Genomic DNA, 16,729 nt, shown 5'->3' on the forward strand with positions numbered 1-16,729 from the left:
TCCTATCCTGCCGCACGCAGACGTCGAAGCCCTTCCCTCCGCAGTGCTTGCTCAGCCGGATCCGGCACCGGCAAGCTGGCGAGGAGCCGTTGCGTGTAGAGATCCTGCGGCGCGCCGAGCACCTCAGCGCCGGTTCCCTCCTCCACGAGTTTGCCGCGGTAGAGCACGGCAATCCGGTCGGCCAGAATGTCGACGACGGCCAGGTCGTGGCTGATGAACAGTGCGGCGAATCCGAACTCGCGCTGCAGCTCGGCGAACAGCTCGAGCACACGCGCCTGAACCGAGACGTCGAGTGCGGAGGTCGGTTCGTCGGCGATCAACAGCGCAGGTTCCAGAGCGAGTGCCCTGGCCAGGCTGGCGCGCTGTCGCTGCCCGCCGCTCAACTCGTGCGGATACCGATCACCGTAGGCACGCGGTAGCTGCACCGCCTCGAGCAGTTCGTCGACGCGCTTTCTCGCTGTTGCGGGGTTCGAGAACCTCCCGTGAACGATGAGCGGCTCTGCCACACAATCGGCGATGGTCAAGAGCGGGTTGAAGCTCGAGGCCGGATCCTGAAAGACGAATCCGATGTTGTTCCGGATCTTCTTGAAGCGACGCTCCTTGACCCCGTTCATCTCGTGACCGAGCACCTGCAGCGATCCGCCGGTGACCCGCGTCAGGCCGGCGATCGCTCGCCCGGTCGTGGTCTTTCCGGATCCGCTCTCCCCCACCAGGCCCAGAACCTCGCCCGGTCTGATCGAAAAACTGATCCCGTCGACGGCGGTGAATGCGGCCCGGCCGAACCGTCCCGGATAGTCGATGCGCAGATTGTCGGCGACGACGACCGGAGCTTGCGCTTCCCACTCCGGAGTACGCGCTTCCGCGCGAGCGCGGGCATACGCGATGCCCTGCCCGACGTGCGGCACCGCGGCCAGCAGGCGCTTGGTGTAGTCGGCCTGCGGGTTGCTGAACAGCGTCTGGGCATCGGCTTCCTCGACCAATTTACCCTGGTACATCACCGCGACCCGGTCGGCCAGATCGGCGACGACTCCCATGTTGTGGGTGATCAGCACGATCGCGGTACCGAACTCGTCACGGCAGCGACGCAACAGGTCGAGGATCTCAGCCTGCACCGTCACATCCAGTGCCGTGGTCGGCTCGTCGGCGACGATCAGGCCGGGGTCGAGCACCAAAGCCATCGCAATGACGACTCGCTGTTTCTGACCGCCCGAGAACTGGTGCGGGTAATAGTTGACGCGCACCTCAGGCTCGGGAATGCCGACCCGGCCCAGGATGTCGATCGCCTTCGCCCGCGCTTCGGCCTTGGAGAACTTGCCGTGCGCCATGATGCCTTCGGCGATCTGCCAGCCGACGGTGTAGACGGGGTTCAGAGCCGTGGAGGGCTCCTGGAACACCATCGACACGTCGGTGCCGCGCAGCGAGCGCAACCGGCTCTTGCTGACCGAGAGCACGTCGTTCTGGTCGGAACCGTCCTTGCTCCGCAGGATCACGACACCGTTGGTGGTCGCCGTTTCCGGGAGGAGGCCGAGAAGCGTCTTCGCGGTGACGGTTTTGCCGCTGCCGCTCTCGCCGACGATGGCGAGCACTTCCCCCGGCGCGACGGTGAGGCTGACCCCGTCGACGGCCTTCACCGCTCCGGCGTCGGTCGAGAAGGACACCCCCAGGTTGGTGATTGTCACGATGTCGTTCATGGTCGTCCCTCGAATCCGTCGTCTTCAGGCCGTCTGTAATCGGGCATTCCGCTGGGTTCGATGCCGGAAATACCGGGCACCGAGTCGAGCGAGCCACCGGGAACCACCGAGGTTTCGGCCACCAGACCTGAGTCTTGGCCGACCCGGCGCCGGCCGCGCAGGCGCGGGTCGGCGAGGTCGTTGAGGCTCTCTCCGACGAGCGTGATGCCGAGCACGGCAAGCACAATGGCCAGGCCGGGGAACAGTGCGGTCCACCAGATGCCGCTCGTGACATCTGAGAGCGCCTTGTTCAGGTCGTAACCCCACTCCGCGGCCGACGACGGTTCAATACCGAAGCCGAGGAAGCCGAGGCCGGCGAGCGTGAGGATCGCCTCCGACGCATTCAGGGTGAAGATCAGGGGCAGGGTGCGGGTGGCGTTGCGCAGAACGTGACGGAACATAATCCGGCTGTTGCTGGCGCCGAGAACTCGCGCCGATTCGACATAGGCCTCGGATTTGATCCGCACGGTCTCCGCCCGGATCACCCGGAAGTACTGCGGAATGAACACCACGGTGATCGAGATCGCCGCGGCGAGCACACCGCCGACGAGGTCGGACTTTCCGCCCGAGATCACGATCGACATGACGATGGCGAGCAGCAGCGAAGGGAAAGCGTAGACGGCATCGCAGACGACGACGAGCACGCGGTCGAGCCAGCCGCCGAAGTAGCCGGAAACGAGTCCCAATGCCACCCCCGCGAACAGCGACAGTGTGACGGCGACGACGATCACGAAGATCGCGGTCTGCGCTCCCCAGATCACCCGGGACAGCACGTCATAGCCACCGACCGTCGTGCCCAGCAGATGGGCCCCTCCGGGCGGTTGCTGCGCTCCGAAGACTCCGCTCGCGTCGCGCAGCTGGTCGTAGCCATATGGCGCGAGCAGTGGCGCGAAGATTGCGGTGAAGATGAACAAGCCGGTGATCGTGAGGCCGGCCAGGAGCATCCCGCGCTGCAGTCCCACGCTCTGCCGCACCTGATGCACGACGGGAAGGCGTTGCCACAGCGACGGGCGACGGATGTCGGCAATCGGGGTGTCGATGAGTTCGGTCATGGCTAGTACCTCACCCTCGGGTCGATGATCGCGGCAATGATGTCGACGATGAAGTTCGACAGCGCAACGATGACGGCGAGCAGGGCGACAATGCCCTGCACCGCGACGAAGTCCCGCGCTTTCAAGAACTCGGAGAGCATGAAGCCGAGGCCCTTCCACTCGAACGTCGTCTCGGTCAGCACGGCCCCGCCGAGCAGAAGCGCGATCTGCAGTCCGATCACGGTGATGATCGGGATGAGCGCCGGCCGGTAGGCGTGCTTGCTCACGAGGCGGAACTCGCTGACCCCGCGGGATCGCGCGGCGTCGACGTAGTCGGTGCCGAGCGTGCCGATCACGTTGGCGCGCACGAGGCGCAAGAAGACGCCGGCGGTGAGGAGCCCGAGTGCGAGCGAGGGAAGCACGGCGTGTTGAAGGACATCCGCCAACACCGCGGGGTTTCCGGTTTGGATCGCGTCGATCGTGTAGAAGCCGGTTTTGTTCGGCAGCATCTGCATTTGAAGCTCGGCCCGCGTTGAGGCCCGCCCGGAGACCGGCAGCACGTCGAGCCAGACGGCGAAGACGAGTTTGAACAGCAGACCGGAGAAGAACACCGGTGTGGCGTAGCAGAGGATTGCGAAGACGCGCAGGGAGGCATCCTGGCCCCGGTCACGCCAGTACGCCGCGACCATTCCGAGCGGAATACCCACGATGAACGCGACGAGGAGCGAGTAGAACGCCAGCTCGGCCGTCGCCGTGCCGTAGGTGGTGAGCACCTCGACGACGGGGCGGTTGGTGCTGATCGTCGTGCCGAAGTTTCCAGTGAAAATCTGGCCGAGATACTCGACGTACTGGATCAGGATCGGTCGGTCGTAGCCGGCCGCGTGGATGCGCTCGGCGAGCTGGTCGGCGCTGAGCCGGCCGCCGAGTGCTGCGGTGATCGGGTCTCCGGTGGTGCGCATCAGCCAGAACACCATGGAGACCAGGATGAAGATAGTCGGGAAAATGAGCAGAAAACGAATCAGGATGTAGCGCCCGATCCCCCCGCCCGATGAAGTTCGTTTGCGCCCGGCTGGAGCGTGTGATGATGCTGCCGGCGCCGTTGCCACAGTGGTCATGCTGTCCTTACGATTTCAAGGCGACGGGGACATCCAGCCGGTACGACTGGATGCCCCCGTCATTTCAAGCTAGGGCGAACCTAACGGTGGATCTGACTAGCCTTTCGAGAGTGCGGCGTAACGGAACTTGAACGACGGGTCGAGCGTGTCGGAGGTTCCCGTCACGTCGGCGCCGGTCACGGCCACCTGGGCGCCCTGGAGCAGCGGCAGGGTCGACAGGTCGCCCGCTACCTTGTCCTGGATCTGTTCGATCAGTCCGGTGCGCTCCGTCGCGTCGGGCGTGACGGCCTGCTGCAGGATCAGGTCGTTCACCTCCGGGTTGTCGTAGTGGTTCTTCAGGAAGTTCTCCTTGAGGAAGAACGGCGTGAGGTAGTTGTCGGCGTCGGAGTAGTCGGGGAACCAGCCGAGCTGGTAAGCCGGGTAGACGTCGCTGGAGCGGTCCTTTGAGTACTGCACCCACTCTGTCGTCTGCAGGTTGACCGTGAACAAACCGGTTGATTCCAGTTGGGACTTGATCAGCGCGTACTCGTCACCCGAGGAGGGGCCGTAGTGGTCGTTGCTGTACTGCAGGTTCAGCACGACCGGGGTGGTCACGCCCGCTGCCTCCAGTGTCGCCTTCGCCTTGTCGGCATCCGGCCCACCGTTGCCGTCGCCGTAAAGCGGCTTCAACGACTCTGTCGCACCGGTCAAACCGGCCGGAACGTAGGAGTAGAGCGGGGTGTAGGTGTCCTTGTAGACCTGCTTGGCGATCTCAGCACGGTCGACGAGGTCTGCGGCTGCAGCGCGCACAGCCAAGGCCTTGGCCGGGTCGGCTTCTGCCGTGGTCGCGCCGTACGGCTGGGTGTTGAAGTTGAAGACGATGTAGCGCGTCTCTCCACCGGGGCCGTCGACAACCTTGACGTTCTTGTCGCTGCGAAGGCTGTCGATGTCGGTGGCCGACAGGCTGCGCCAGGCGACGTCGATGTCACCCTTCTGCACTTCGAGCTTCAGGTTCGACGCGTCGGTGTAGTACTTCACGTTGACGACGTCGTTCTTCGCCGGACCGAGCAGACCCTTGTAGTCGGGGTTTGCCTTGTACGCGATGAGGTTGTTGAAGTCGTAGCTCGTGATGTCGTACTGGCCGGCGAACGCGTGACCGTCGACGATCTCCTTGTCGGTGGTGATCGCGTCGGCCGAGAAGACGTCTTCGTCGACGATCGGGCCGGCCGGGCTCGACAGAATCTGCGGGAAGATCTGGTCGTCGGCCTGCTTGAGGTGGAAGACGACGGTCGTGTCGTCTTTCGCCTCAACGCTGTCGAGGTTGTAGAGCAGCGATGCCGGACCGTTGGCGTCGTTGATCTTAAGCTGACGGTCGAAGGTGAACTTCACGTCCGACGAGGTGAGCGGGTTGCCGTTGACGAACTTGAGGTCGGGCTTCAGCGTGACCGTGTACTCCGTCGGCGCGGTGAACTCGGCCGTCGCCGCGATGTCGGGCTCGACATCCGGGCTGCCGTACGGCGTGTTCAGCAAGAAGGGGAACACCTGGTTCATCACGGCGAACGAGCCGTTGTCGTACGAACCTGCCGGGTCGAGCACGGTGACCAGGTCAGTCGTGCCGATGATGATCGTTCCGCCGCCGGCGGCGTCCGTGGAGCCTCCAGACGATCCGCCGGCTGAACAACCAGCGAGAACGAGAGCGGCCGCAGCTGCTGTTGCTGCGACCGCGAAAACGCGTTTACCGTTCGTGGGTGCGGATGTCATATCCGTAACCTCTTCCTGTCGTTTATCTCATGCGGTGTCGCCGAAAAAAGGGGTTACGGCGACATTGCTGTAGGGATAGAACTAGCACAGAAAACGGGTCAGTCGGAGAAAAGGTAGAAGTCTTTACGAAGCTGCAACGTTGGCCGACGGCCGAATTTACGACTGTTCGCGCAGGTTGCGGCGCTCTGCCTCGACGCGCACGAGCTCGCGCTGAACGGCCACGTAGACCTCGCGATCGCTCGTATCGGTGCGTTGCAGCCGCCCGAGCAGTTCGGCCTTCTGGCGCAGCAGATCACGGTCGATCAGTGCCACAGCGATGTCTTTCACGTAGCGCGTCAGGTCGCGTTCTGTGCGCTCCGGCAGCGGTGCGAGCGCCAGCTCCGTGACGAGTTTGGTCAAGGAATCCGGCACCTCGGCGATCACCCGGTCGAGCCAGCCCGGTTCGGCGGCGGAGGCAACGGTGACGGCGATCGCGTCGCGAACGATCGCGAGCGACGGGTGAACGAAATTCGTGTGCACGGCGCGCCCGATCGCGTCGACGCCGATCTGGGTCGGATGCTGCAGCATCGCCATCAGGGCGTCCCGCTCCAGTCGTGTGGCCGGGTCAGAGGGCAACTCGACGAGAGAGAATTGCTTCTCCGGTTGCGGCTCGGCCGGCTGGTCGTCGTAGCGCCGCGGCGTCTCGCGGGCCTCGGCCTTCGGATGCGAAATCGCCGACGACACGGCGCGGCTGACCTCGCTCATGTCGACGCCGAGCATGCGGGCGAGTTCACGCACGTAGCCGGGACGGAGCGAGGGGTCACGGATGCCGCCGACCACTGGCGCCGCGGCGCGCAGCGCCGAGATGCGCCCCTCGACGGTGTCGAGGTTGTACTGGCTCAGCACCTGCCGGATCATGAACTCGAACATCGGCTTCTTGCTGTCGATCAAGCGGCGCACGGCGTCATCGCCGCGCTTGAGCCGCAAGTCGCAGGGATCGAGGCCCTCTGGCGCGACGGCAACGAAGGTCTGTGCGGCGAAACGCTGTTCCTCACCGAACGCGCGCACCGCGGCCTTCTGGCCGGCCGCATCCGGGTCAAAGGTGAACACGACCTCGCCGATGCCGCTGTCGTCGCCGAGCACGCGGCGCAGCACCTTGATGTGGTCGACGCCGAACGAGGTGCCACAGGTGGCGACGGCGGTCGTGATCCCGGCCAGGTGGCAGGCCATCACGTCGGTATAGCCCTCGACGACCACGACTTGGTGGCTGCGGGAGATGTCACGCTTGGCCAAGTCGAGCCCGTAGAGCACCTGAGCCTTGTGATAGACCGGCGTTTCCGGGGTATTGAGGTATTTGGGGCCCTTGTCGTCGTCGAGCAGCTTGCGCGCGCCGAAGCCGATGGTCTGCCCGGTGATGTCGCGAATCGGCCAGACGAGGCGGCCTCTGAACCGGTCGTAGACGCCGCTTCCCCCTTCGCGGCTGGAGACGAGTCCGGCGAGGGTGATCTCCTCGGTGCTGAAGCCCTTCGACCGCAGGTGATTGGTCAGCTCGTCCCAGCTTTTCGGGGCGAAGCCGATGCCGAACCGTTCGGCCGCAGCCGCGTCGAAGCCGCGTTCGCCGAGAAACTGGCGGCCGACTTCGGCGCCGGGGCTGCCGAGCTGTTCGACGAAGAAGTCCGCGGCAGCCTGGTTCGCGGCCAGCAGGCGTGCCCGGTTGGTGTGGTCTGGAGCGGCGCCCTGGCCGTCTTCGTAGTGCAACTGCAGGCCGACGCGGGCCGCCAAGCGTTCCACGGCTTCGCTGAAGCTGACGTGGTCCATCTTCTGCAGGAACGAGTAGACATCGCCCGATTCACCGCAGCCGAAGCAGTGGTAGAAACCGACCTGGGGGCGCACATGAAAGCTGGGGCTGCGCTCGTCGTGGAAGGGGCAGAGCCCTTTCATGGAACCGACGCCGGCCGATTTCAAGCTCACGTAGTCGCCGATCACGTCGGCAATGTTCGTACGTGCCTTGACCTCTTCGATGTCGCTTTGTTTGATGAGGCCGGCCATACTCCCGATTCTAGTTGAGCGCATGCTTCACGGCCGCGAGATCGAGGAGACGCCCGCTAGTCGCCGATCAAGCGCTGGTGCCAGGCGAGCGCCGATTGGTCGGTCAGGCTGGCGACCTGGTCGACGACAACGCGCTTGCGTGCCGCATCATCGTCGGCAGCCCGCCAATCCTCTGTGAACCCCGGGTCGAGCGCCGCGCCACCCGACGCGTAGAGCGTGTCGGCCAGGTTGGTCAGAACCTGACGCTGCCGCTGGTAGATCGGCTTGCGCGTCGTCGTCGACATCACGAACGTGGCGACGATGCCCTTGAGCACGGCGATCTCGGCTTGAATCTCACGCGGCACGACGACGGCGCCGTTGAAGCGGATGAGGCTCGTCACCGGGTAAGCATCCCGCGTGGCGTGAACCGCGGCACCGGAGAACCGCCCGATCAGCTGGCTGGTCAGATTCTTCAACTTGCCTTGGTCCTGTCGGCTTCCCGACCATCCCACCAACCAGTCGTCGAGCGAATCGAGGCGGTCGAATGCGGCAATCAGCTCGTCGTGCGGAATCTCGCCGCCGATCCACTCGTACATCGACGAGACCAGCTCGTCGTGATTGACTCGGTCGCCGAGCGCCGCGACATCCACGTAGCCGTTGAAAATCGCATCCTCGAAATCGTGCACCGAATAGGCCACGTCATCGGAGAGGTCCATCACCTGGGCTTCGATGCAGAGCTGCCGGGCCGGCGCGCCCTCGCGCAGCCAGGTGAACGCGTCGACATCGTCGGGATAGAAGCCGAACTTGGCCCGACCGCTCGGGTCGTCGACCGAGGAGTCGGTCGGCCACGGGTACTTGCAGCTCGCGTCGAGACTGGCCCGGGTGAGGTTGAGTCCGTAGCTGCGGCCGTCGGCGCCGAAGACCTTCGGCTCAAGCCGCGTGAGCAGGCGCAGGGTCTGCGCGTTGCCCTCGAAGCCGCCGATGTCGGCCGCCCAGGTGTTGAGCGCCTTCTCACCGTTGTGTCCGAAGGGCGGGTGACCGATGTCGTGGGCCAGGCAGGCCGAGTCGACGATATCGGGGTCGAGGGCGAGGCGGGAGGCGAGCTCCCGGCCGATCTGGGCGACCTCGAGCGAGTGAGTGAGCCGGTTGCGTGCAAAGTCGAGACCGGCCGACGGGCTGAGCACCTGGGTCTTGGCGGCCAGGCGCCGCAGTGCACTCGAGTGAAGCAGTCTGGCCCGGTCACGTGCGAAATCGCTGCGCTTCGAACCATGCTTCTCGGGCAGCCAGCGTGCCTCGTCGTGTGCGCTGTAGCCCGTTGGGTTAGCCACCGCTTGTGTCCCCTTCGCCTTCGGTCAGATTCTCTCGCTGCACGCCGTCAAGCTCGCGCGAGTTGAGCCAATTCTCCGGCAGGGCCGGCTTTTTCGGCGTTCCGGCGCGGCCGCGGGGGCCCTCTGCGCCGACGCCAGGGTAGGCCTGGTCGGCGTCGAGCTGGCCGAGCAGGTCGTCGAGCTGGGCCAGCGACTGCACAGTCGCCATGCTGGCGCGCAGGTCGCCGCCGACCGGATAGCCCTTGAAGTACCAGGCGACGTGCTTGCGGATGTCGCGGCAGCCGCGCTCTTCGCTCTCGAAGAACTCGGTGAGCAGCTCGGCGTGCCGACGGAACGTCGCGGCGACCTGGCCGAGGTTCGGCTGGATCAGGCCCTCGCCGGGGTGGGCTTCCGGGTTGAACGCGGCGGCGAGGTCACCGAACAGCCACGGGCGCCCCAGGCAGCCGCGACCGACGACGACGCCGTCGCATCCGGTTTCGCTCATCATGCGGAGGGCATCGTCGGCCGACCAAATGTCGCCGTTGCCGAGCACGGGCACCGAGGTGATCGAGCTCTTCAGTTTTTCGATGGCTCCCCAGTCGGCCTGGCCGGAGTAGAACTCGGCGGCGGTGCGGCCGTGCAGGGCAATGGCGGCAACGCCGGCGCCCTCTGCGGCTTTACCGGCTTCGAGGTAGGTGAGGTGGTCGGAGTCGATGCCCTTGCGCATCTTCACCGTCAACGGCAGAGGGCCGGCGGCCTTGACCGCGGCTTCGACGATCTGGCGGAACAGGGTGCTCTTCCAGGGCAGGGCAGAGCCGCCGCCCTTGCGAGTGACCTTGGGCACCGGGCAGCCGAAGTTCAGGTCGATGTGGTCGGCGCGGTCCTCGGCGACCAGCAACGTGACGGCATCCGCCACCGTCTTCGGGTCGACGCCATAGAGCTGGATCGACCGCGTCTTCTCGCTCTCGTGGTGCGTGATCAGGCGCATCGACTCTGGCGTGCGTTCGACGAGCGCGCGCGAGGTGATCATCTCGCTCACGTACAGTCCGGCGCCGAACTCGCGGCAGAGGCGGCGGTACGCGGTGTTGGTGATGCCCGCCATCGGCGCCAGCACGACGGGTACGTCGAGCTCGAGCGGACCGATTCGAAGGGGGGCCGCTTGGCTTATCGTGGGTGTGGTAGTGATCATCACCTCCAATTCTCCCAGAAAGCGCGGGCCGCTCATGCAGAACCCATCCTCCGGTGCAGAATCCGGTGCAGATTCAGATGCTCGGGTGGTCGGCCGCGAGCGGGTGCTGCAGGATGCCGCGGCCCGAAACCTTGAGGTGCGGATCATCGAACGGCCCGCCGCGCGCAGTCTGCACGAGGCTGCTTCACTGCTCGGGATCGAGCCGTCGGGCATCGTGAAGACGCTCGTGGTGAAGCGCTCGAGCGGTGACTTCCTGTTCGCGCTGGTGCCGGGCGGCCGCAAGATCTCCTGGCCGAAACTGCGCGCGCTCGTCGGGGTGAACAAGCTGCAGCTGCCCGATGCCGCGCTCGCCCTCGAAGCAACCGGCTATGAGCGCGGCACCATCACTCCGCTCGGCAGCACGCAGGCGTGGCCGGTGTACGCGGATGTGACGCTGCAGGGCCAGGAGGTGGCGATGGGCGCCGGCGAGCACGGCTACAGTGCGTTCGTCGACGCGGATGCGCTGATCCGGGCGTTCGACGCGACGGTCGCAGACCTGACGGATCCGGAGTAGCGCAGAGCGCGGCATCCGCTCTCGCCGAAAAGAAAAACCCGCGGTGTGCCGAAGCAGACCGCGAGTCATCCAGTTGGTCAGTGAGACCGGTTCGTCACTTAGACGCCGCAGGCGCCTCCGCCACAGCATCCGCCTGCGTCGGCCTGGCCGACGAGTTCGATCGTGGGGCGGCCTTCAGCTTCGACGACGACGTCTTCGGTGATGGTGGTGGTGGTTTCGCTCATGCGGACTACTCCTTGGTCGATTCGTGGGGAGTCGCTACAGCCGACTCTGCCTTCTCTGATCGTACTTGTTCCAGCACCTGTGCGAAGGTCGCCGCGTCCTGCGCGCCGGAGACGCCGTACTTGCCGTCGATGACGAAGAACGGAACCCCCTGGATGCCGTATTCCTGGGCCAGGGCGACATCCGACTTCACATCGGCGAGAAACTCGTTCTCGGTGAGCGCGCGCACGACGTCGGCGCGGTCGAAGCCGATCTCTGCCGCCATGTCGGCGAGGTCTTCGATGCGTCCGACGTGCCCGCCCTCGACGAAGTAGGCCTTGAGCAGGCGTTCCTTCATCTCGAGCTGACGCCCCTTCGACTTGGCGTAGTGGATCAGCTCGTGCGCCTTGACCGTGTTGGTCTGGTGGACCGAGTCGTAGTCGTACTCGAGGCCGACGCTCTGGGCGATGTCGGTGACGTTCTGGAGCATCTGCTCGACCTGCGGAAGCGGCAGGCCCTTGCGCTGGCTGAGGTAATCGGCCGGGCTGCCGTCGAAGTCGACAGGCGTATCGGGAGCCAGTTCGAAGCTGTGGTACTCAACCTCGACGTCACCGCCGAACTGGGCGGCGCCCGCTTCGAATTTGCGCTTGCCGATATAGCACCACGGGCACTGAATGTCTGACCAGATGTCTACTTTGATAGTTTCACTCACTCTGGGCCCAACACCGCCGGCTCTCGAAGTTATTCCCACCCGTGTCGGACCTGCTCCGTGAGGGGTCGCAAATCGACCTTCATTGGGTCCCGGAAGGTCGATTTGCGCCCCCTCACAGCCGGCGTATTCGCATGAGGGTAGGCGACGGGGCGGGCTAGGCCGTCGGCGCGTCGATCGCGCCACCGTAGCGACGGTTGCGCGCGGCATAGAGCTCGATCGCCCGCCACAGGTCGACCCGGGTGAAATCCGGCCACAGCGTGTCGAGAAACACCATCTCGGCATACGCGCTCTGCCAGAGCATGAAGTTGCTGGTGCGCTGCTCTCCCGAGCTGCGCACGAAGAGATCCACATCCGGCAGATCGCCGGCATAGAGGTGCCGCTGAATGGCTTTCTCAGTGATTCCCGACGGCTTGAGCTTGCCGGCCGCCACGTCTTCGGCCAGCTGGCGCACGGCATCCGTGATCTCGGTGCGGCCTCCGTAGTTGACGCACATGGTGAGCGTGAGCACGTTGTTGTGTGCGGTCAGCTTTTCGGCGTACTGGAGTTCGTTGATGACGGATGCCCACAGGCGCGGCTTGCGCCCGGCCCACCGCACGCGCACCCCCCACTCGTTCAGCTGATCGCGGCGCCGGTGCAGCACGTCGCGGTTGAAGCCCATCAGGAAGCGCACCTCGTCGGGCGACCGCTTCCAGTTCTCGGTCGAGAACGCATAGACGCTGAGGTGCTTGACCCCGATCTGGATGGCGCCGGCGACGACGTCGAGCAGCGCCGCTTCCCCCGCTTTGTGCCCTTCGATGCGGGTCAGGCCGCGGCCGTTGGCCCAGCGACCGTTGCCGTCCATCACCACGGCGACGTGGTCGGGCACGGCCTTGGCCGGAATCGTCGGCGGATAGATGCCGGTCCAGTCGAGGGGCTTGAACGCAACCGCATCTTTGTGAGTGAACGGAGCAGGGGTGGACCTCGTGGAGAAGGGGTTACGGCTCATCGACTGACGTGCTCCAGGGATCGGAGGCCGCGTTCGAGGTGCCACTGCGTGTACGCGGCGACGACCCCGTTGGCCTGGGCTTTGGTCTGTTCGGCTGACTGCTTGACGTAGTCCCAGTCGCCGGTGAGCAGGGCACCGAGCAGGGTGATGGTGTCGGCGGTGAGGCGCGGTGAGCCAGGAGGCGCACAGGTGTCGCAGACGACACCGCCGAGTTGAACGACGACGGCCGAGTGCGGGCCGCGCGCGCCGCAACGGGAACAATCTTGAAAACTGGGCGCCCAGCCGGCCATCGACAGCGCGCGCAAGAGATAGGAGTCAAGAGTCAGGCTCGCGCCGTGCTCGTGCCGCGACAGCGAGCGGAGCGCCCCGACCAGCAAGAGGTACTGCTGGAGCGACCCCTCGGATTCGGTGAGCTTGTCGGCCGTCTCGACCATGGCACTGGCCGCGGTGTAGCTCGAGTAGTCGGCGGTGATCACAGCGCCATACGAGCTAATCGACTCGGCCTGAGTGATGACGTCGAGGCTGCGGCCCTCGTAGAGCTGCAGGTCGGCGACCATGAACGGTTCGAGCCGGGCACCGAATTTTGACCCGGTCCGGCGCACCCCTTTCGCGACGGCGCGCACCTTGCCGTGCTGCCGGGTGAGCAGCGTGACAATGCGATCGGCCTCACCCAATTTTTGGGTTCGCAGCACGACGGCTTCATCACGGTAAACAGGCACAACCCAATTCTCCCACTTCCCCCTGCGATCACGCGCAAAGCGGCGGGTTCGGGGCGTCTTTCGTGGTACCAATAGTGAGTGGCAGCGACCCTCTTCACCATCCCCCTCGCGATCGACCTGACGGCGGTCGCCATCGGCGCCATCCAGGGCGCCATGTTCGCCGGCCGGTTCACCGATCGCCGCTTCGATCTGCTGGGGATCGCGCTGATCGGAATCGTCGTCGGGCTCGGCGGCGGTCTTCTGCGTGACATCCTGCTCGGCGGCGTTCCCGCGGCCCTGCAGAGCAACTGGTATTTGCCCATCGCGACCGGATTCGCCTTACTCGGGATGCTGCTGCAACGGTTGTTCCATCGCCTCAATCCGCTGATCGTCGGGCTCGACGCCGTGACCATCGGCTTGTTCGGAGCGATCGGTACGACCAAGGCGCTGTCTCAGGGGCTCCCCGAAATTCCGTCGCTGTTCGTCGGAGTCGTCTCGGCGGTCGGCGGGTCGATCATCCGGGACATGATGCTCAACGTTCCCATCGCCATCATGCACGTCGGTTCGCTCTACGCCGTGGCGGCCGGGGTCGGCTGCGGGCTGCTCATCATCCTGGTCATGCTCCAGGTTCCGATCACGATTGCCGCGATTATCTGCGTCGTCGTGACGACCGCCATCCGCATTCTCGCGGCCCGCTATGGCTGGAGTCTGCCGCAGCAGCGCGCGATCGGCAGCTGGCCGCGCTGGCGCCGTCGCTGATCCCTCCGCTGAAGATCAGTCGAAACACCCTAGCGTTTCGCTCCGGCCGGGAGCAGACTGGAACCATCTTGTCCCCGTGCAGGGAGGTTTCAGATGTCGCCACACGCCGTCACAACGCCCGACTTCATGCCGGTGCTGTCGCGCGGAAAACACAGGACTCCCCGGGGCGGTGGATGCTTCATGGAGTTCGCGTCCTACCTCGCCGGTGAATCGTGGAGTGATCATCCGGCTTGCACGCACCCTCAGTTGGCCTCGTTGGCACGCATGACCAACGACTGCACCTCTGACGCCGCACGGTCGAAGTTGGCGGTGCTGATTCCCTCGGTGATCGGCCTGAACGGCGACGACCCACGCGTCGCGCTGGTCGTGGCGTTGCGGGCTGCGACGAGCGCGCTCCCGGTGGCGAACATGGAACGGCAGCGGGCATTGGCCGTTGGCATTCTGACCTGCGAGCACGCGCTGCTCCAGATGGAAGGTCGGCCGCTTCCCGGTGTGCCGGAACAGATTCGGGCGGCATTCGACCTCGCCCCGGACACCGAGCCGTGGGCCCATCGCTTCATCGCCGACGCCGGAACATTTGCGCGCACCAAGTTCACCTCGCGCACCGCCGACTCGATCGTGCGCACCGCGGTGCAAGGCATCGCAGAGGCCTGCGACTCCGACACGGATGGCCGCCTCAACAGGCTGCTCTCCGCGGCGATTGATGACTGCGCCGCAATCCTCGCGACTCCGGTTGTGCAGCCCGCGAACGTGCACACGCGCGTCTGAACTGCGCGCCGAGAATCCCCCGAACGACCGAGAGTCGCCGCAGTAGCGGCGACTCTCGGCATGTAGGGCGACTCTCGCGAGTCGCGCGGAACTACTAAACGGTTGCCAGAGCGCGATCGCCCGACTCGACACGCACACCCCGGTTGACCGCGGAGACGACTGCCTTGAGCGATGCAGTCGAAATGTCGGCGTCGATTCCGACACCCCAGTAGCGCTTGCCGTTCACGTCGAGTTCGACGTAGGCGGCCGCCAGGGCGTCACCGCCGGCCGACATCGCGTGCTCGACGTAGTCGTAGAGCGTGATCTCGATGCCGCGCTCGGCCATCACGCCGAGGAAGGCGGCGACGGGCCCGTTGCCGGAGCCAGTGGCCGTGGAAACCTCGTCGCCGTCGCGCAGGTCGACGGTCAGGTCGACCGAACCGGCGAGGTCGCTGGCGGTGCGAGTCGACATCAGCTCGAACCGGCCCCACTTCGCGTCGGGGTCGGAGTGCTTCGTCGGCAGGTACTCGTCGTTGAAGATGTCCCAGATCTGGTCGCTCGAGACTTCGCCGCCCTCGGCATCCGTCTTCGCCTGCACGACACCGGAGAACTCGATCTGCAGCTTGCGCGGCAGGTCGAGGGCGTGGTCGGTCTTCAGCAGGTAGGCGACGCCACCCTTGCCGGACTGCGAGTTGACCCGGATGACGGCTTCGTAGCTGCGTCCCAGGTCTTTCGGGTCGATCGGCAGGTAGGGAACAGCCCAGACCAGGTCGTCGACCCCGACGCCCTGCTCTTCGGCCTCCGCGGCCATGGCCTCGAAGCCCTTCTTGATGGCGTCTTGGTGCGAGCCGCTGAAGGCGGTGAACACCAGGTCGCCGGCCCACGGGCTGCGCTCGGGAACGGGCAGCTGGTTGCAGTGCTCGGCAGTGCGCTTGACCTCGTCGATGTTGCTGAAGTCGATCTGCGGGTCGATGCCCTGCGTGAACAGGTTGATGCCGAGGGCGACCAGGTCGACGTTGCCGGTGCGCTCACCGTTGCCGAACAGGCAGCCTTCGATGCGGTCGGCGCCGGCCAGGTAGCCGAGTTCGGCGGCGGCGACGGCCGTGCCGCGGTCGTTGTGCGGGTGCAGCGAGATGATGATGTTCTCGCGCTGGGCCAGGTTGCGGCCCATCCACTCGATCGAGTCGGCGTAGATGTTCGGCGTCGACATTTCGACCGTCGACGGCAGGTTCAGGATGACCTTGCGCTCGGGCGTCGGCTCAAAAATCTCGACGACCTGGTTGCAGATGTCGACGGCGAATTCGAGCTCGGTGCCGGTGTAGCTCTCGGGCGAGTACTCGTAGTAAATGTCGGTGCCGGGAGCGAGGGATTCCAACTCGCGGCACAGGCGCGCACCGGTCAGGGCGATATCGATGATGCCCTGCTTGTCCTGGCGGAAGACGACGTCGCGCTGCAGAACGCTCGTCGAGTTGTAGAGGTGAACGATGGCCTGCTTGGCGCCGACGATCGACTCGTAGGTGCGACGGATGAGGTGCTCACGCGCCTGGGTCAGCACCTGGATGGTGACGTCGTCGGGGATCGCGCCCTCTTCGATCAGGCTGCGCACGAAGTCGAAGTCGGTCTGGCTGGCCGACGGGAAGCCGACCTCGATCTCCTTGTAGCCCATGCGCACCAGCAGATCGAACATGATCCGCTTGCGCTCGGGGCTCATCGGGTCGATCAGAGCCTGGTTGCCGTCACGCAGGTCGACCGCGCACCAGCGCGGCGCGGCGGTGATCTGCTTGTCGGGCCAGGTGCGGTCCGGCAGGTTCACGCGGAACTGCTCGTGGTACGGACGGTACTTGTGCACCGGCATGGCCGAAGCTGATTGGTTGTTTTTCATGATCCGTGATCTCCTCGCAAAAGTTGGGATGCCAACGACAAACTCCGCGACGAGGGAGGCCTCAGATTAGGAC

The 16,729-nt window shown here is 65.4% G+C and carries 15 protein-coding genes; 3 read left to right on the forward strand and 12 right to left on the reverse strand.

Annotated features, from left to right (window positions below):
• Nucleotides 1-2: 2 nt before the first annotated feature.
• The 7 genes from AB4Y63_RS13925 to dusB all read right to left on the reverse strand — a co-directional run bounded on the left by AB4Y63_RS13925 (nt 3) and on the right by dusB (nt 10,119).
• Nucleotides 3-1,691 carry a dipeptide ABC transporter ATP-binding protein gene (locus AB4Y63_RS13925; RefSeq protein ID WP_441791659.1) on the reverse strand — a complete coding sequence of 563 codons (1,689 nt, stop codon included), beginning with the start codon at nt 1,689-1,691 and terminating at the stop codon, nt 3-5.
• Nucleotides 1,688-2,782 carry an ABC transporter permease gene (locus AB4Y63_RS13930; protein WP_441791660.1) on the reverse strand — a complete coding sequence of 365 codons (1,095 nt, stop codon included), beginning with the start codon at nt 2,780-2,782 and terminating at the stop codon, nt 1,688-1,690. Before AB4Y63_RS13930 ends, AB4Y63_RS13925 begins: the two co-directional genes overlap by 4 nt.
• Before the next feature lie 2 nt (nt 2,783-2,784).
• Nucleotides 2,785-3,876, reverse strand: coding sequence for an ABC transporter permease (locus AB4Y63_RS13935; protein WP_441791661.1), 1,092 nt, complete (start codon nt 3,874-3,876; stop codon nt 2,785-2,787).
• Between the two features lie 96 nt (nt 3,877-3,972).
• Nucleotides 3,973-5,616, reverse strand: a complete 1,644-nt coding sequence (locus AB4Y63_RS13940; protein WP_441791662.1) for an ABC transporter substrate-binding protein — start codon at nt 5,614-5,616, stop codon at nt 3,973-3,975.
• A gap of 156 nt (nt 5,617-5,772) precedes the next feature.
• On the reverse strand, nt 5,773-7,644 hold the full coding sequence (dnaG, locus tag AB4Y63_RS13945; RefSeq protein ID WP_441791663.1) for a DNA primase: 1,872 nt from the start codon (nt 7,642-7,644) through the stop codon (nt 5,773-5,775).
• A gap of 56 nt (nt 7,645-7,700) precedes the next feature.
• Nucleotides 7,701-8,951 carry a deoxyguanosinetriphosphate triphosphohydrolase gene (locus AB4Y63_RS13950; RefSeq protein WP_441791664.1) on the reverse strand — a complete coding sequence of 417 codons (1,251 nt, stop codon included), beginning with the start codon at nt 8,949-8,951 and terminating at the stop codon, nt 7,701-7,703.
• Nucleotides 8,944-10,119 carry a tRNA dihydrouridine synthase DusB gene (gene dusB, locus AB4Y63_RS13955; RefSeq protein ID WP_441791665.1) on the reverse strand — a complete coding sequence of 392 codons (1,176 nt, stop codon included), beginning with the start codon at nt 10,117-10,119 and terminating at the stop codon, nt 8,944-8,946. The genes AB4Y63_RS13950 and dusB overlap by 8 nt, the downstream gene beginning before the upstream one ends.
• Nucleotides 10,120-10,153: 34 nt before the next feature.
• Between dusB and AB4Y63_RS13960 the strand changes: the two genes are divergently transcribed.
• Nucleotides 10,154-10,672, forward strand: a complete 519-nt coding sequence (locus tag AB4Y63_RS13960) for an aminoacyl-tRNA deacylase (protein ID WP_441791666.1) — start codon at nt 10,154-10,156, stop codon at nt 10,670-10,672.
• A 98-nt stretch (nt 10,673-10,770) separates the two neighbouring features.
• On the opposite strand, the gene AB4Y63_RS13965 is transcribed toward AB4Y63_RS13960, so the two are convergent.
• The 4 genes from AB4Y63_RS13965 to recO all read right to left on the reverse strand — a co-directional run bounded on the left by AB4Y63_RS13965 (nt 10,771) and on the right by recO (nt 13,289).
• On the reverse strand, nt 10,771-10,896 hold the full coding sequence (locus AB4Y63_RS13965; protein ID WP_441791667.1) for a hypothetical protein: 126 nt from the start codon (nt 10,894-10,896) through the stop codon (nt 10,771-10,773).
• A 5-nt stretch (nt 10,897-10,901) separates the two neighbouring features.
• Complete coding sequence (locus tag AB4Y63_RS13970) at nt 10,902-11,585, reverse strand: DsbA family oxidoreductase (protein WP_441791668.1); 684 nt, start codon at nt 11,583-11,585, stop codon at nt 10,902-10,904.
• A gap of 154 nt (nt 11,586-11,739) precedes the next feature.
• The gene (locus tag AB4Y63_RS13975; protein WP_441791669.1) at nt 11,740-12,570 is read right to left on the reverse strand and encodes an isoprenyl transferase; all 831 of its coding nucleotides are present in this window, start codon (nt 12,568-12,570) and stop codon (nt 11,740-11,742) included.
• Nucleotides 12,567-13,289 (reverse strand): DNA repair protein RecO, encoded by a 723-nt coding sequence (gene recO / locus AB4Y63_RS13980; RefSeq protein ID WP_441791670.1) that lies wholly within the window; start codon nt 13,287-13,289, stop codon nt 12,567-12,569. The genes AB4Y63_RS13975 and recO overlap by 4 nt, the downstream gene beginning before the upstream one ends.
• Before the next feature lie 78 nt (nt 13,290-13,367).
• On the opposite strand from recO, the gene AB4Y63_RS13985 reads away from it, so the two are divergent.
• Together AB4Y63_RS13985 and AB4Y63_RS13990 are read left to right on the forward strand one after the other, a co-directional pair.
• Nucleotides 13,368-14,027, forward strand: coding sequence for a trimeric intracellular cation channel family protein (locus tag AB4Y63_RS13985; protein ID WP_441791671.1), 660 nt, complete (start codon nt 13,368-13,370; stop codon nt 14,025-14,027).
• Between the two features lie 180 nt (nt 14,028-14,207).
• The gene (locus tag AB4Y63_RS13990; RefSeq protein ID WP_441791672.1) at nt 14,208-14,795 is read left to right on the forward strand and encodes a hypothetical protein; all 588 of its coding nucleotides are present in this window, start codon (nt 14,208-14,210) and stop codon (nt 14,793-14,795) included.
• 94 nt (nt 14,796-14,889) lie between these two features.
• Here the strand turns inward: AB4Y63_RS13990 and leuA are convergent, their stop codons facing one another.
• The gene (gene leuA / locus AB4Y63_RS13995; protein WP_441791673.1) at nt 14,890-16,656 is read right to left on the reverse strand and encodes a 2-isopropylmalate synthase; all 1,767 of its coding nucleotides are present in this window, start codon (nt 16,654-16,656) and stop codon (nt 14,890-14,892) included.
• Between the last annotated feature and the right edge of the window lie 73 nt (nt 16,657-16,729).

The sequence above is a fragment of the Leifsonia sp. YAF41 genome (assembly GCF_052113185.1).
In the GTDB taxonomy this organism is placed as follows: Bacteria; Actinomycetota; Actinomycetes; order Actinomycetales; family Microbacteriaceae; genus Cryobacterium.

Coding starts and splice junctions, on each gene's coding strand:
- AB4Y63_RS13925 (WP_441791659.1), bottom strand. CDS start 1,691: ATGAACGACATCGTGACAATCACCAACCTGGGGGTGTCCTTCTCGACC.
- AB4Y63_RS13930 (WP_441791660.1), bottom strand. CDS start 2,782: ATGACCGAACTCATCGACACCCCGATTGCCGACATCCGTCGCCCGTCG.
- AB4Y63_RS13935 (WP_441791661.1), bottom strand. CDS start 3,876: ATGACCACTGTGGCAACGGCGCCGGCAGCATCATCACACGCTCCAGCC.
- AB4Y63_RS13940 (WP_441791662.1), bottom strand. CDS start 5,616: ATGACATCCGCACCCACGAACGGTAAACGCGTTTTCGCGGTCGCAGCA.
- dnaG (WP_441791663.1), bottom strand. CDS start 7,644: ATGGCCGGCCTCATCAAACAAAGCGACATCGAAGAGGTCAAGGCACGT.
- dusB (WP_441791665.1), bottom strand. CDS start 10,119: ATGATCACTACCACACCCACGATAAGCCAAGCGGCCCCCCTTCGAATC.
- AB4Y63_RS13960 (WP_441791666.1), top strand. CDS start 10,154: ATGCAGAACCCATCCTCCGGTGCAGAATCCGGTGCAGATTCAGATGCT.
- AB4Y63_RS13965 (WP_441791667.1), bottom strand. CDS start 10,896: ATGAGCGAAACCACCACCACCATCACCGAAGACGTCGTCGTCGAAGCT.
- AB4Y63_RS13975 (WP_441791669.1), bottom strand. CDS start 12,570: ATGAGCCGTAACCCCTTCTCCACGAGGTCCACCCCTGCTCCGTTCACT.
- AB4Y63_RS13990 (WP_441791672.1), top strand. CDS start 14,208: ATGGAGTTCGCGTCCTACCTCGCCGGTGAATCGTGGAGTGATCATCCG.
- leuA (WP_441791673.1), bottom strand. CDS start 16,656: ATGAAAAACAACCAATCAGCTTCGGCCATGCCGGTGCACAAGTACCGT.